Genomic DNA, 12,420 nt, shown 5'->3' on the forward strand with positions numbered 1-12,420 from the left:
CTGCCAGCAGGAAGCCCGGTGGCAATGCACTACAGTGCGGCCCATGCAAGGACTGCATCTCACCGCCGATCTCCATGGCTGCCGTTGCGCCTCCGCATGGCTGCTGGACGCTACCGCCCTGGGTCGCGCCTGTACCGAAGCGGTGCGCGCCGCTGGGCTCCAGCCTGTGGGGCAGTTGTTCCATGAATTTCCTGCCACCGAGCATGGCCCCGGCGGGGTGACTGCCACGGTGTTGCTGGCCGAGTCGCACCTGTGCGTGCACACGTGGCCCGAGCAGCGCGGCGTGACGCTGGATGTGTATGTGTGCAATTTCGGCGCCGACCATTCGGCCAAAGCGCGTGCGCTGATGGAAGCCCTGCTGGCCTTGTTCGACCCCACCACCGTGGAGCGCCATGCGCTCCAGCGGGGCTCTGTGAGCGGGGTGGCGGCATGAGTGCCGCCCGCCATCAGGTGCCTGCCCTGCTTCTGGCCGCAGGCCGTGGCGAGCGCATGCGCCCGTTGACCGACAGCATGCCCAAGCCGCTGCTGCAGGTGCAGGGCCAGCCACTGCTGCAGTGGCACCTGCAGGCTTTGCTGGACGCAGGTGTGGAGCGGGCGGTGATCAACACCGCATGGCTGGGTGGACAGATCAGCGCGTTTTTTTCCAGCGTTTTTGCCTCCAAGCGCGGGAAAAATATGCCTGAGCAGCTATCAATTTCATACTCCCACGAAGGGGTGGACTTTGGCGGCGCGCTGGAAACCGCTGGCGGCATCGCCCGTGCATTGCCGCAGCTCGGCCCGGTGTTCTGGCTGGCCGCAGGCGATGTGTTTGCGCCCGATTTCGTATTCGACAGCGCAGCGGTGGCGGCCTTCGAGGCCAGCGACCATCTGGCCCACCTGTGGCTGGTGCCCAACCCCACCCACAACCCGCGTGGCGACTTTGGCCTGTCGGCCGACGGCCTGGCGCTGAACCTACCCGCCGACGACCCCGCACCGCGTTACACCTACAGCACCATCGCCCTGCTGCGCGCCGAGCTGTTTGCAGGGCCCTGGTGTGACATTCCACCTGGCAATCCGGGCGGCATCAAAGCCCCGCTGGCGCCGCTGCTGCGCCGGGCGATGGACAATGGCCGCGTCAGTGCGCAGCTCTACACCGGCCGCTGGACCGATGTGGGCACACCAGAGCGGCTGGCCGAACTCAATTCCTATTCTCACGACGCGCCATGAACACCACCGTGCCTGTCTCCGTCTATGCCCAGCGCCGCGCGCACCTGGCTGCCCAGCTGGGCCCCGGCGGCATTGCCATCATTCCTACGGCGCTGGAGCGTCCGCGCAACCGGGACAGCGACTTTCTGTTCCGCCACGACAGCTACTTCTATTACCTGACAGGCTTTACCGAGCCTGGCGCCTGCCTGGTGCTGGCGCACGATGGCCGCAGCACGCTGTTCTGCCAGCCCAAGGACCTGGAGCGTGAGATCTGGGACGGCTACCGCCTGGGCCCCGCGGCTGCTCCCGCAGCCTTGGGTGTGGACGCTGCGCATTCGATGGCCGAACTGGACAGCAAACTGCCGCGCCTGCTCGAAAACACGGCCTGCGTCTGGTACCCGTTTGCCACGCACATCGGCCTGGCCGCGCGCGTGGAGGGCTGGCTCAATGTGGTGCGGGGGCGCGTGCGCTACGGCGCCATCTGCCCTGCCGAGCAGAACGATTTGTGCACGCTGCTCGACGAGATGCGCCTGTTCAAGGACGCGCATGAGCAGGACATCATGCGCCGTGCCAGCGCCATCAGTGCGCAGGCCCACATCCGCGCCATGCAGCGCTCGGCCCGCATGCTGCGCGCCGGGGAGGATGTGCGTGAATACCACCTGGATGCCGAGCTGCTGCATGCGTTCCGCGATGCGGGCTCGCAGTACCCGGCCTACAGCTCCATCGTGGCCGCCGGTGCCAACGCCTGCGTGCTGCACTACCGGGCCGATGCAGCCCCGGTGCGCGATGGCGAGCTGGTGCTGATCGACGCGGGCTGCGAGCTGGACAGCTACGCCAGCGACATCACGCGCACCTTCCCCGCCAACGGAAAATTCACGGGCCCACAGCGTGCGCTGTACGACCTGGTGCTGGCCAGCCAGGACGCGGCCGTGGCTGCCACCAAGGCGGGTGCCCGCTTCAACGACCCGCACGACGCCACGGTGGCCGTGCTGGCGCAGGGCATGCTGGACCTGGGCCTGCTCGACAAGAACAAGGTGGGCACCGCGCAGGACGTGATCGACAAGCGCGCCTACTTCCAGTTCTACATGCACCGCACCAGCCACTGGCTGGGCATGGACGTGCACGACTGCGGCAGCTATGTGGAGCCCAGCGAGGTGGGGCAGACCAGCGAACGCAAAGACCCGCTCTCGGGCGAAACGATCACCAATCGCCCCAGCCGCATCCTGCGGCCCGGCATGGTGCTGACCATCGAGCCCGGCATCTACGTGCGCCCCGCCGACGGCGTGCCCGAGCAGTTCCACAACATCGGCATTCGCATCGAAGACGATGCCATCGTCACCGAGACGGGTTGTGAGCTGATCACGCGCGGTGTCCCGGTGAAGGCCGACGAGATCGAAGCGCTGATGCGCGCCTGAGCGTGGGCAAAACCATGGCCGTGGACAACACTGCCGGGGCAGACGCGGCGCGCGCTCCGGCGCAACCCGGCAAGTGGCGGCTGGGCGGTGCGCTGTGGCTGCTGGGCATGCCCGGCGTGGTGGCGGTGGTCTGGGCGCTGCTGCCCACCCTGAAGGCCAATGAAGCCCTGCTGCCGCTGCCACCGGAGGTTGTGCTGGTGCTCAGCGGGTTGCAGACGGCGGTGCTCCTGGCGTTGGCAGCGGCGATCGGGGTCTGGCTGGCGCCTCGCGTGGGCCTGCAGGCGCCCGCCATGTCTTCCTGGCTGGTCGGCCGACCCGCAGGGCCCGCGCTGCGGGCCCAACTCCTGCCCGGAGTCTGCGGTGGTGTGGCGGGCGCTGCGTGGCTATGGGTGCTGTCCCGGCTGGCGCCCACGGCGCTGCAGCCCTCCGATCCTGCCAGTGCCATGCCATTGGCGGTCAAGCTGCTGTATGGCGGCATCACCGAAGAGCTGCTGGTGCGCTGGGGCGTGATGACCCTGCTGCTGTGGCTGGGCTGGCGCCTGCTGCAGCGTGGTCAGGGGCGGCCAGGCAAGGGGCTGGTGGCAGCGGCGGTGGTGCTCAGCGCTGTGTTGTTTGCCGTGGGGCATCTGCCTGCCGCGCAGGCGCTGGCCGGGGTGTTGACCGTGTCTGTGGTGGTGTTCGTGCTGGTCGGCAACACGGCCTTTGGTCTGGTGGCGGGCTGGCTCTATGCGCGCCACGGCCTGGAGGCAGCGGTCATTGCGCACGTGCTGGCACATCTGCTGTCATCTCCGCTGCTCTGAGAGGCCGAGTCACGGTGCCGCTGCACGGGGTAACTCGCATGTAACCGCTTCGTGTGAGAATTGAAACTCGATTACATCCCCAACGACCGAGAGAAAAGAGACATGTCCATGCCTACCCGCCGCGCCACCAAGATTGTTGCCACCCTGGGTCCTGCATCGAGCGATCCGGCGCTGCTGGAGGCGATGATCCGAGCGGGGGTGAACGTGGTGCGGTTGAACTTCAGCCACGGCAAGGCGCAGGACCACATCGACCGCGCCGCCACCGTGCGTGCCGCTGCCCAGCGCGCAGGCCGCGAGGTGGCCATCATGGCGGACCTGCAGGGGCCCAAGATCCGCGTGGGCAAGTTTGCCGAAGGCAGGGTCCAGCTGGAATCGGGTGCCAAATTCGTGCTCGACGCCTCGCGCACCGAGCTGGGCGACATCGAAGGCGTGGGGCTGGACTACAAGGAGCTGCCGCGTGACGTGAAAGCGGGTGACCTGCTGCTGCTCAACGATGGCCTGATCGTGCTCACCGTGGATGCGGTGCGGGGCGAAGAAGTACACACCACCGTCAAGGTGGGCGGCGAGCTGTCGAACAACAAGGGCATCAACAAGAAGGGCGGCGGCCTTACGGCACCGGCCTTGACGGCCAAGGACATGGAAGACATCCGCACGGCCATGAGCTTCCAGGCCGACTATGTAGCGGTGAGCTTTCCCAAGAACGCGACCGACATGGAAATGGCGCGCCAGCTGTGTAATGTGGCTGCTTCCGAGTACCGCCACAAGCCGGGCCTGATCGCCAAGATCGAGCGCGCCGAGGCCATCCCGCACCTGGAGGCCATCCTGCGCGTCTCCGACGGCATCATGGTGGCGCGTGGCGACCTGGCGGTGGAAGTGGGCAACGCGGCCGTGCCCGCGCTGCAAAAGAAGATGATTCGCATGGCGCGCGAGCTGGACAAGGTCGTGATCACCGCCACGCAGATGATGGAAAGCATGATCACCAATCCCGTGCCCACGCGCGCCGAGGTGAGTGACGTGGCCAACGCCGTGCTGGATGGCACCGACGCCGTGATGCTGAGTGCCGAGACGGCCGCAGGCCGCTACCCGCTCGAGACCGTGGAAGAAATGGCCACCATCTGCGCCGCGGCCGAAGCGGCGGAAGACCACCAGCTCGATGCCGACTTCACCGGCCAGACCTTTGGTCGCATCGACCAGTCCATTGCCATGGGCGCCTTGTTCACCGCCCACCACCTGGGCGCCAAGGCCATCGTGGCCATGACGGACAGTGGCGCGACGGCACTGTGGATGAGCCGGCACAGCATCCGCATCCCCATCTATGCGCTCACCCCCAAGGTGGCCACGCAACGCAAGATGGCCATGTACCGCAACGTGCGCCCTTTGCTGATGGACACCAGTGCCGACCGCGACACCGCGCTGGATCAGGCCGAGCGCCACCTCAAGAGCCGCAACATCGTGCAAAAGGGGGACGTGTACGCCATCACCTGCGGTGAGCCCATGGGCGCACCCGGCGGCACGAACATGCTGAAGATCTGCGTGGCCAGCTGACCGATCGAGGGGTTGTACCCTCACCGCTGCGGGGCCGCGTCCCGGGCAAGAGTCCGGCGGCGCTGGGCGGCGGTCAGTGCGCGTTGCCTTGTGGCGACTTGTGCTCCAGGGCTGCTTGCCAGCGCGGTGCGCGCGCGGCCAGTGCGTGGATGGCCGCCGCTGCCAGCCCCCCGGTGACCAGGCCCGCCAGCACATCAGACGGGAAGTGCACTCCCAGGCAGACGCGGCTCCACACCATGGCGGCTGTGACCGCTGCGGCCAGCCAAGTCAGCCCGCGAACCGGCCGCAGGGCGAGACTGGCCGCCAGCGCGGCGGCTCCCGCCACATGCATGCTGGGAAAGCCTGCGCGCGCTGCGTGCTCGATCCACTGGACGCCAATGCCCAGCTGCGCAGGCCGCGGCGCCGGCACCGCCAGTCGCAACAGCTGTACTCCTACCCACGCCAGGGCCATGGACGCGAGCGCCAGCACCAGGGCGCGCCGCTGCGCTGCGTTACCCAGCACAAAGCTGCCGAGCAGCAGGCCGCCCATGGCGGTAGGTAGTTGCTGTGACACCCACCGTGCCACCGTCACCACGGCAGGCAAGGTCGCGGCGTCGGCATTGAGGGCCTGAAACAGGGCCAGATCGAGTTCAAGCATGGGAGCTGTCCGGTGGCGTGGTGGTGCTGGCGAAATGCGGGAAGCGCGGACGCAGAGCCGTGGCCGCCAGGTCGCAAAGCCAGCCGGTGACCCAGCACAGCCAGCCCGTCCACAGTGTGTGGCTCATGAAATGAGCGCCCCGCACCTGCTGGGCTGCACCCAAGACGAATCCCGCCAGCAACGCACCCGCCAACCACCAGCGTGCGGCCGACGGTACCTTGTGGCGCAATGCGAAGTAGCCTCCCAAAAAGGCGAATCCGGCCGACGCATGGCCCGCCGGAAAACAGCGGCCGCTACCGCCATCGAGCACGCCCAGCGCCCAGTGCGACACATGGCGCGCTACGCCGCCAAACTGTGCGAGGTCCCACGGGCAACTGGTGGCGCTGAGGTTCTTGGTGATGCTGACCACGGCCAGCGAGAGCAGAGCGCTCACGGCCATCTGCAGGCGTTCGCTGGCGTCCAGCTTGCGCAGAAAGCCGCGTGGCCACCACACGCTCAGCGCCAGCAGGAGCACCAGCAGCCAGCCCAGACGGCGGGCGCCTTCATGCAGCACCTGTACGAAAAACCACTGGTCCCGCATAGGAAACCCGTTGGACGATCCAAACACCTGCGCAAACGCCAGGTCCTGCCCTGCGGCATCCCAGGCCACCACGCAGGCCAGAGCGCCCAGGGTCCATAAGAGCAGCGTGTGGCGGTGGGAGGGGGCGTGGGGTGTGATGGGCGCGGTGGACGGCGCGACGGGCGAAGGCTGCATGTGCCGGAAGATAGGCGGGCGTACTTAACGCCGTCTTAAAGCCGGTGCCGCCCTTGTCCCGCCCCTGTCCGATGGGCTGCGACAATGCCTGCATGCGAATACTCGTGGTCGAAGACGATGCGGGCATAGCCAGTGGCCTGCGCAGCAATCTGCAGCAACGCGGCTATGCGGTGGATGTCAGTGACGGCGTCGCCAGTGCCTGGAGTGCCCTGCGCGCCGAGCGTTTTGACGCTGTGCTGCTGGACCTGGGGTTGGTGGACGGTGACGGTAGCGAACTGCTACGGCGTCTGCGCCTGAGCCCGCCCGCCACCGGGGCTGCATCGGCAGCTCTGCCGGACCCCGCTACGCCTGTCCTCATCGTCACGGCGCGTGACCAGGTGCACCAGCGCATCGCTGGGCTGGACCAGGGCGCCGATGACTACTTGACCAAACCCTTTGATGTGGATGAGTTGGACGCGCGTTTGCGGGCGCTACTGCGGCGCGCGGCGGGACGGACGTCGCCCACCATCCGTCTGGGCGATATCGAGCTGGATCCAGCGACCCGCACGGTGCGCCAGCAAGGCAAACCCGTGGAAATGTCTCCGCGCGAGTTTTCCGTGTTGTTGGTGCTGCTGGAGGCGCGGGGTCGGGTGCTGTCGCGCCAGCAGATCGAGGAACGCCTGTACAGCTGGGATGCCGCTGTGGAGAGCAATGCGGTCGAGGTCCACATCCACCACTTGCGCCGCAAGCTGGGCAGTGCCTGTATCCAGACCATGCGCGGGGTGGGTTACTTCATGCCGCAGGAGAAACCCCCGTGAACGCACCCACCGCTCCTCGCCCGGCGCCAGCGCGTCGCCCATCGCTGACCCGGCAACTGTTGCTATGGTCGCTGGGGGCACTGGCCATTGTCTGGGGCAGCTTCGTCTTCATTGGCTACCAGACCGGTGTGCATGAGGCCGACGAGCTGACCGACGGGCACCTGGCCAGCGTGGCCGCGCTGCTGCTCAACCTGCGGGCCACCGAGGCGATGCAAGGCCCGCAGCGTACCGAGCGCACCCCCACGCCCTGGCTCAAGTCGCACGACTACCAGCAGACCATCAGCGTGGTGCAGTGGGATGCGCAGGGGCGGGTGCTATCCCTCACGGGTTCGGTGCCCGAGCCGCCTTTCAGCGATGCCGAGGGGTTTGCCGACCTCACGCTGGGCCCGGACAAGGTGGCCTGGCGCAGCTTCTCGCAATGGGATGCGGAGCGCACCCGCAAGATCATGGTGATGCTGGAGCTGCGCGAGCGGGACGAGCTGGCGGATGACATTGCCGGACAGCTCATCGAGCCCGGTCTGTGGTTGCTGCCTGTGGTGTCTCTGGCTCTGGGGCTCGCGCTGTGGCGCGGCTTGCGGCCTTTGTACGCGCTGTCGGCCGACGTGGCAGCGCTGGACCCGACCAGTACCCAGCGGCTGGCATCGCGCCATGCCTGGAGCGAGTTCGAGTCGGTCGTGGCATCGATCAATACCTTGCTGGACCGCCAGCAGGTCGCCATGGTGCGCGAGCGCCGCCTGGCCAATGAGGTGGCCCATGAATTGCGCACCCCGCTGTCCTCCATCGCGCTGCAGGCCAGCGCCCTGGCGGGGGAGCTGACGGAAGAGGCCCGGGCCCAGTCGCTGGCGCGCATCGGCCAGGATGCTCTGCGTGCGGGTCACGTTCTCAACCAGCTGCTGGCCCTGGCCCGCGCCAGCCGGGCAGAGCTGCACGAAGCCAAGGCGCCGGTGGACCTGAGCGCCCTGGCGCGGTCGGTGTGCGCCGACTATGCCCAGACGGCGTGGAAACGCGGCGACGACCTAGCCCTGTCGGCCCCGCCCGCGCTCACCGTGCCCGGCCATGCGGTGTTGCTGGACATCGCAGTGCGCAATCTGGTGGAAAACGCGCTCAAGCACACGCCGGAAGGCACTCAGATCGCCGTCCAGCTGGGCATGGCGGACGCTGGTGGCGTGTGGCTGCAGGTGTGTGATGACGGGGCGCGCCCGCAGGCCGGCGGCGCACCGGGCCGTGCGGCGGCGGTGCCGGTGGACAGCCTGCATCTGGGGCACGAAATCCTGCGCCGCGTGGCGGACATTCACGGGGGGCACTTTGGCGCAGCCCCTGCACCGGCGCCCTTTACCACCTGCTACCGGTTGGATTTGCCATCGCCCTCCGTGTCGGCCCCCGGTTAAAATTGCGAGTTACCAAGCGGTTACCACCGCATTGCCGGGCGCTATAGCGCCTCGCCCCCTCCTTCATCAACCCACCACGGACCCCACGACCATGCCCCTCGTTTCGATGCGCGAACTGCTCGACCATGCCGCTGCCAACAGCTATGGCATCCCTGCCTTCAACGTCAACAACCTGGAGCAGGTGCAGGCCGTGATGGCTGCTGCGGACGAAGTGGGCGCTCCCGTCATCCTGCAGGCCAGTGCTGGCGCACGCAAGTACGCGGGCGAGCCCTTCATCAAGCACCTGATCCAGGCGGCGGTCGAGGCCTTCCCCCACATCCCGCTGGTGATGCACCAGGACCACGGCACCTCGCCCAAGATTTGCCAGGGTGCCATCGACCTGGGCTTTGGCTCGGTGATGATGGACGGCTCGCTGATGGAAGACGGCAAGACGCCTTCCTCCTTCGAGTACAACGTGGAAGTGACCCGCAAGGTGGTGGACATGGCGCACAAGGTGGGCGTCACGGTCGAAGGCGAACTGGGCTGCCTGGGCAACCTGGAAACCGGCGAAGCCGGTGAAGAAGACGGTATTGGCGCTGAAGGCAAGCTCGACCACAGCCAGATGCTGACCGACCCTGAAGAAGCCGCCGTGTTCGTCAAGGCCACGCAACTGGACGCCCTGGCCATTGCCATCGGCACCAGCCACGGCGCCTACAAGTTCAGCCGCAAGCCCACGGGCGACATCCTGGCCATCAGCCGCGTGAAGGAAATCCACCAGCGCATCCCCAACACCCACCTGGTAATGCATGGCTCCTCGTCGGTGCCCGCCGAGTTGCTGGCCATCATCAACCAGTACGGCGGCAAGATGAAGGAAACCTACGGCGTGCCCGTCGAGGAAATCCAGGAAGCCATCAAGCACGGCGTGCGCAAGATCAACATCGACACCGACATCCGCCTGGCCATGACCGGCGCGGTGCGCAAGTTCCTGGCTGAGAACCCCGACAAGTTCGACGCCCGCGAATGGCTCAAGCCTGCCCGCGAAGCTGCCAAGCAGGTGTGCAAGCAGCGTTACCTGGAGTTCGGCTGCGAAGGCCAGGGCAGCAAGATCAAGGGCCTTAGCCTGCAGGCCGTGGCCGCCCAGTACGCCTCGGGTGCGCTGGCCCAAGTGGTGAACTGATCGTTGGCACCAGGCCCTGCGGGGCCGCTGCCCAGCCTGGCTGCTTTGTGCTGCCAGGCTTTTTTTTGCCTGTTTGCGGGGGGAGACTGGGGAGTTCCCTCTACTGCAGACAAAGGCGACAGCGACAAGATTTTCTTCATGTAAGCTCGTGGTCAGCTTGCCCACCGGCAGCGCCGCAAGAAGTGTCCGATACCAGGGCGCTTTCAACACATTTTTCACCAGCTACACCGCGCTGGTTGTTGCATGGCAGAAGCCGTCGAGGGACGGACTTGGGTGCCGTGGGATGATTGAAGGCGAATTCGTATGAACCTTTCTCTATGACTCTGACCATTTCAAAGTTCCGGCGGCTGTTGCCTGTGTTGCCTGTGTTGGCTGTGACGGTGTTCACGGTGGCGTGCGCGCCCCTGACCGTTCCTCCCAAGTCCGAATATCCAGTCGGGCGTGCCCGCCTTGTACTGCCGCCGGGGGCCTGGCAGGACCTGGGTACCTCCGAGGAAGCCATTGCAGGCTCCGGAGGACGTATTGCGCTCCAGACCCGCGATGTGGGCTTGCGGAATGCGCAGGGAGACTGGCTGGCCGTGTTGCGCGTGCAGACCAACCGCGCAGGAGACCTGAGTGGTTCTCCGCAGGGCATCGGTTATTGCCCCACCCAGCAGGACGTCACCGTGGAGGATGGCGCTGCAGGCAGCCCCGTGCGCGCAGACTGTCTGCGCCTCAAGCGGTGGGGAAGCAGTTCCCAGTGGCTGGACAAGAACCGGCCGGACCTTGTCGAGTGGCTCAGCACCCGCCAGATCACTCTGACCCAGCCCTATACCTATCTGAGCTATCGCTACGTGACGGAGGCGGGTGCCTGGGTGAAGGTCGATGCCTTGGTGGACCAGCGGCTATTGCGTCCGGCTACGCGCAATAACGAGGAGTTCCTTGTGGCGGGAAGACCCGCGCTGCAATGGGGGCGTGACCTGGCCCAGGCCGTGCGCCTGAGCTCCGGCATGGTGGACGGCCACCTGGCCATTCCGCCCTTCCCGTTCCCTGCGCCCACATCCAAACCCTAGCGCGCCAGTCCTCCCCTGCCTGGCGGCCTTGCATAACGATTACGAAACTCGAGGAGACCTCTGATGCAGACAAGCCCCGTCCCGCAGCCGCAGCGTATCGGCGTGCCAAGGGAAATCTTTCCCGGTGAAAAGCGCGTGGCCACCGTGCCCGATGTGGTGGAGAAGCTGATCAAGCTGGGCTTCACTGTCACGGTGGAGTCTGGAGCTGGGGATGCCGCCAACTTCAGTGACGACGCCTACCGCGCTGCGGGCGCCGAGATCGTGGGCGACGCTGCCGCACTGTGGGCTGCATCCGATATCGTTTTCAAGGTCCGCCCGCCCAGCAGCGACGAAGTGGCGCTGATGCGCGAGGGCGCGACGCTCATCGACTTCATCTGGCCCGCTCAGAACCCCGAACTGATGCAGCAGCTGTCGGCCCGCAAGGCGACGGTGCTGGCCATCGACTGCCTGCCGCGCACGCTTTCGCGCGCCCAGAAGATGGACGCGCTCACTTCTACCGCTGGCGTCAGCGGCTACCGCGCCGTCATCGAGGCGGCCAATGCCTTCGGCCGCTTCTTCAACGGCCAGATCACGGCCGCAGGCAAAGTGCCGCCCGCCAAGGTGTTCATTGCTGGCGCTGGCGTGGCCGGTCTTGCCGCCATTGGCACCGCAGCCAACCTGGGCGCCATCGTGCGCGCCAATGACACCCGTGCCGAGGTGGCCGACCAGGTCAAGTCACTGGGCGGCGAGTTCGTCAAGGTGGACTACGAGGAAGAAGGCTCGGGCGGCGGCGGCTATGCCAAGGTCATGAGCGAGGGCTTTCAGGCTGCGCAGCGCAAGATGTACACCGAGCAGGCTAGGGACGCCGACATCATCATCACCACCGCGCTGATCCCGGGCAAGCCCGCGCCCAAGCTCATCACCGCCGAGATGGTGCAGAGCATGAAGCCCGGCAGCGTGATCGTGGACATGGCGGCCGAGCAGGGCGGCAACTGCGAGCTGACCGTGCCCGGCCAGGCCGTGGTGCGCCATGGTGTGACCATCGTCGGCTACACCGACCTGGCCTCGCGCCTGGCCAAGCAGTCGTCCACGCTGTACGCCACCAACCTGTTGCGCCTCACGGAAGAGCTGTGCAAGGCCAAGGACGGCGTGGCCGTGGTCAATATGGAGGACGACGCGATCCGCGGCCTCACTGTGGTCAAGGAAGGCTCGATCACTTGGCCTGCGCCGCCGCTCAAGCAGGCGCCGGCACCCGCGCCCAAGGCGGCAGCCCCGGTGGCCGAGAAGAAATCGAGCCACGGCACAGGCGCACCCATGTCCGCCAAGACGCTGACCATCGTTTTTGCCGTGCTGGCTGTGCTGTTCTGGGCCATCGGTGCCTACGCGCCCGTGGCCTTCCTGGGGCACTTCACGGTGTTCGTGCTGGCTTGCTTCATCGGCTACATGGTGGTTTGGAACGTTACACCCGCACTGCACACGCCGCTGATGAGCGTGACCAACGCCATCTCCAGCATCATCGCCATCGGCGCGCTGGTGCAGATTGCGCCGCCCGATGCGGGCGTCAACGGGCGCCCGGACGGGCTGATCCTGTGGCTGGCCTTTGCGGCCCTGGTGCTCACGGCCATCAACATGTTCGGCGGCTTTGCGGTCACGCGCCGCATGCTCGCCATGTTCCGCAAGTAATCCGATAACGACAAGAACAACGAGGAGCA

General features: G+C 66.7%; 12 protein-coding genes. 10 read left to right on the forward strand and 2 right to left on the reverse strand.

Annotation, left to right across the window (positions count from 1 at the left end; genetic code table 11):
* Positions 1 to 43: 43 nt before the first annotated feature.
* The 5 genes from speD to pyk all read left to right on the forward strand — a co-directional run bounded on the left by speD (position 44) and on the right by pyk (position 4,945).
* On the forward strand, positions 44 to 433 hold the full coding sequence (speD, locus tag ASC83_RS23000) for an adenosylmethionine decarboxylase (RefSeq protein ID WP_056068022.1): 390 nt from the start codon (positions 44 to 46) through the stop codon (positions 431 to 433).
* Complete coding sequence (locus ASC83_RS23005) at positions 430 to 1,206, forward strand: nucleotidyltransferase family protein (RefSeq protein WP_056068023.1); 777 nt, start codon at positions 430 to 432, stop codon at positions 1,204 to 1,206. Before speD ends, ASC83_RS23005 begins: the two co-directional genes overlap by 4 nt.
* Positions 1,203 to 2,600, forward strand: a complete 1,398-nt coding sequence (locus tag ASC83_RS23010; protein WP_056068025.1) for an aminopeptidase P N-terminal domain-containing protein — start codon at positions 1,203 to 1,205, stop codon at positions 2,598 to 2,600. The genes ASC83_RS23005 and ASC83_RS23010 overlap by 4 nt, the downstream gene beginning before the upstream one ends.
* 2 nt (positions 2,601 to 2,602) lie before the next feature.
* Positions 2,603 to 3,400, forward strand: coding sequence for a type II CAAX prenyl endopeptidase Rce1 family protein (locus ASC83_RS23015; protein WP_235509450.1), 798 nt, complete (start codon positions 2,603 to 2,605; stop codon positions 3,398 to 3,400).
* A gap of 108 nt (positions 3,401 to 3,508) precedes the next feature.
* Complete coding sequence (gene pyk, locus ASC83_RS23020; RefSeq protein ID WP_056068145.1) at positions 3,509 to 4,945, forward strand: pyruvate kinase; 1,437 nt, start codon at positions 3,509 to 3,511, stop codon at positions 4,943 to 4,945.
* A 73-nt stretch (positions 4,946 to 5,018) separates the two neighbouring features.
* Here the strand turns inward: pyk and ASC83_RS23025 are convergent, their stop codons facing one another.
* Both ASC83_RS23025 and ASC83_RS23030 read right to left on the reverse strand, forming a co-directional pair.
* Entirely contained in the window at positions 5,019 to 5,582 is a 564-nt protein-coding gene (locus ASC83_RS23025; protein ID WP_056068027.1) for a phosphatase PAP2 family protein, read from the reverse strand.
* Positions 5,575 to 6,336: a phosphatase PAP2 family protein gene (locus tag ASC83_RS23030; protein WP_082522577.1), complete on the reverse strand. Its 762-nt coding sequence runs from the start codon at positions 6,334 to 6,336 to the stop codon at positions 5,575 to 5,577. The genes ASC83_RS23025 and ASC83_RS23030 overlap by 8 nt, the downstream gene beginning before the upstream one ends.
* A gap of 92 nt (positions 6,337 to 6,428) precedes the next feature.
* Here ASC83_RS23030 and ASC83_RS23035 point away from each other — a divergent pair, with 92 nt between their 5' ends.
* From ASC83_RS23035 to ASC83_RS23055, 5 genes are all read left to right on the forward strand, one after another.
* Positions 6,429 to 7,133, forward strand: a complete 705-nt coding sequence (locus ASC83_RS23035) for a response regulator transcription factor (protein WP_056068151.1) — start codon at positions 6,429 to 6,431, stop codon at positions 7,131 to 7,133.
* Entirely contained in the window at positions 7,130 to 8,521 is a 1,392-nt protein-coding gene (locus ASC83_RS23040; protein ID WP_056068028.1) for a histidine kinase dimerization/phospho-acceptor domain-containing protein, read from the forward strand. The genes ASC83_RS23035 and ASC83_RS23040 overlap by 4 nt, the downstream gene beginning before the upstream one ends.
* Before the next feature lie 91 nt (positions 8,522 to 8,612).
* On the forward strand, positions 8,613 to 9,677 hold the full coding sequence (gene fba, locus ASC83_RS23045; RefSeq protein WP_056068030.1) for a class II fructose-bisphosphate aldolase: 1,065 nt from the start codon (positions 8,613 to 8,615) through the stop codon (positions 9,675 to 9,677).
* Between the two features lie 317 nt (positions 9,678 to 9,994).
* Positions 9,995 to 10,729, forward strand: a complete 735-nt coding sequence (locus tag ASC83_RS23050) for a hypothetical protein (protein ID WP_056068032.1) — start codon at positions 9,995 to 9,997, stop codon at positions 10,727 to 10,729.
* A gap of 63 nt (positions 10,730 to 10,792) precedes the next feature.
* Entirely contained in the window at positions 10,793 to 12,391 is a 1,599-nt protein-coding gene (locus ASC83_RS23055) for a Re/Si-specific NAD(P)(+) transhydrogenase subunit alpha (RefSeq protein ID WP_056068033.1), read from the forward strand.
* Positions 12,392 to 12,420: the final 29 nt, after the last annotated feature.

The sequence above is a fragment of the Acidovorax sp. Root402 genome, assembly GCF_001425125.1.
Taxonomy (GTDB): domain Bacteria; phylum Pseudomonadota; class Gammaproteobacteria; order Burkholderiales; family Burkholderiaceae_C; genus Acidovorax; species Acidovorax delafieldii.

What these genes read in the sequence shown, in the direction of transcription:
- ASC83_RS23030 (WP_082522577.1), bottom strand. Translation starts at nt 6,336, where the DNA reads ATGCAGCCTTCGCCCGTCGCGCCGTCCACCGCGCCCATCACACCCCAC.
- pyk (WP_056068145.1), top strand. Translation starts at nt 3,509, where the DNA reads ATGCCTACCCGCCGCGCCACCAAGATTGTTGCCACCCTGGGTCCTGCA.
- ASC83_RS23035 (WP_056068151.1), top strand. Translation starts at nt 6,429, where the DNA reads ATGCGAATACTCGTGGTCGAAGACGATGCGGGCATAGCCAGTGGCCTG.
- fba (WP_056068030.1), top strand. Translation starts at nt 8,613, where the DNA reads ATGCCCCTCGTTTCGATGCGCGAACTGCTCGACCATGCCGCTGCCAAC.
- ASC83_RS23005 (WP_056068023.1), top strand. Translation starts at nt 430, where the DNA reads ATGAGTGCCGCCCGCCATCAGGTGCCTGCCCTGCTTCTGGCCGCAGGC.
- ASC83_RS23025 (WP_056068027.1), bottom strand. Translation starts at nt 5,582, where the DNA reads ATGCTTGAACTCGATCTGGCCCTGTTTCAGGCCCTCAATGCCGACGCC.
- ASC83_RS23010 (WP_056068025.1), top strand. Translation starts at nt 1,203, where the DNA reads ATGAACACCACCGTGCCTGTCTCCGTCTATGCCCAGCGCCGCGCGCAC.
- ASC83_RS23055 (WP_056068033.1), top strand. Translation starts at nt 10,793, where the DNA reads ATGCAGACAAGCCCCGTCCCGCAGCCGCAGCGTATCGGCGTGCCAAGG.
- ASC83_RS23050 (WP_056068032.1), top strand. Translation starts at nt 9,995, where the DNA reads ATGACTCTGACCATTTCAAAGTTCCGGCGGCTGTTGCCTGTGTTGCCT.
- speD (WP_056068022.1), top strand. Translation starts at nt 44, where the DNA reads ATGCAAGGACTGCATCTCACCGCCGATCTCCATGGCTGCCGTTGCGCC.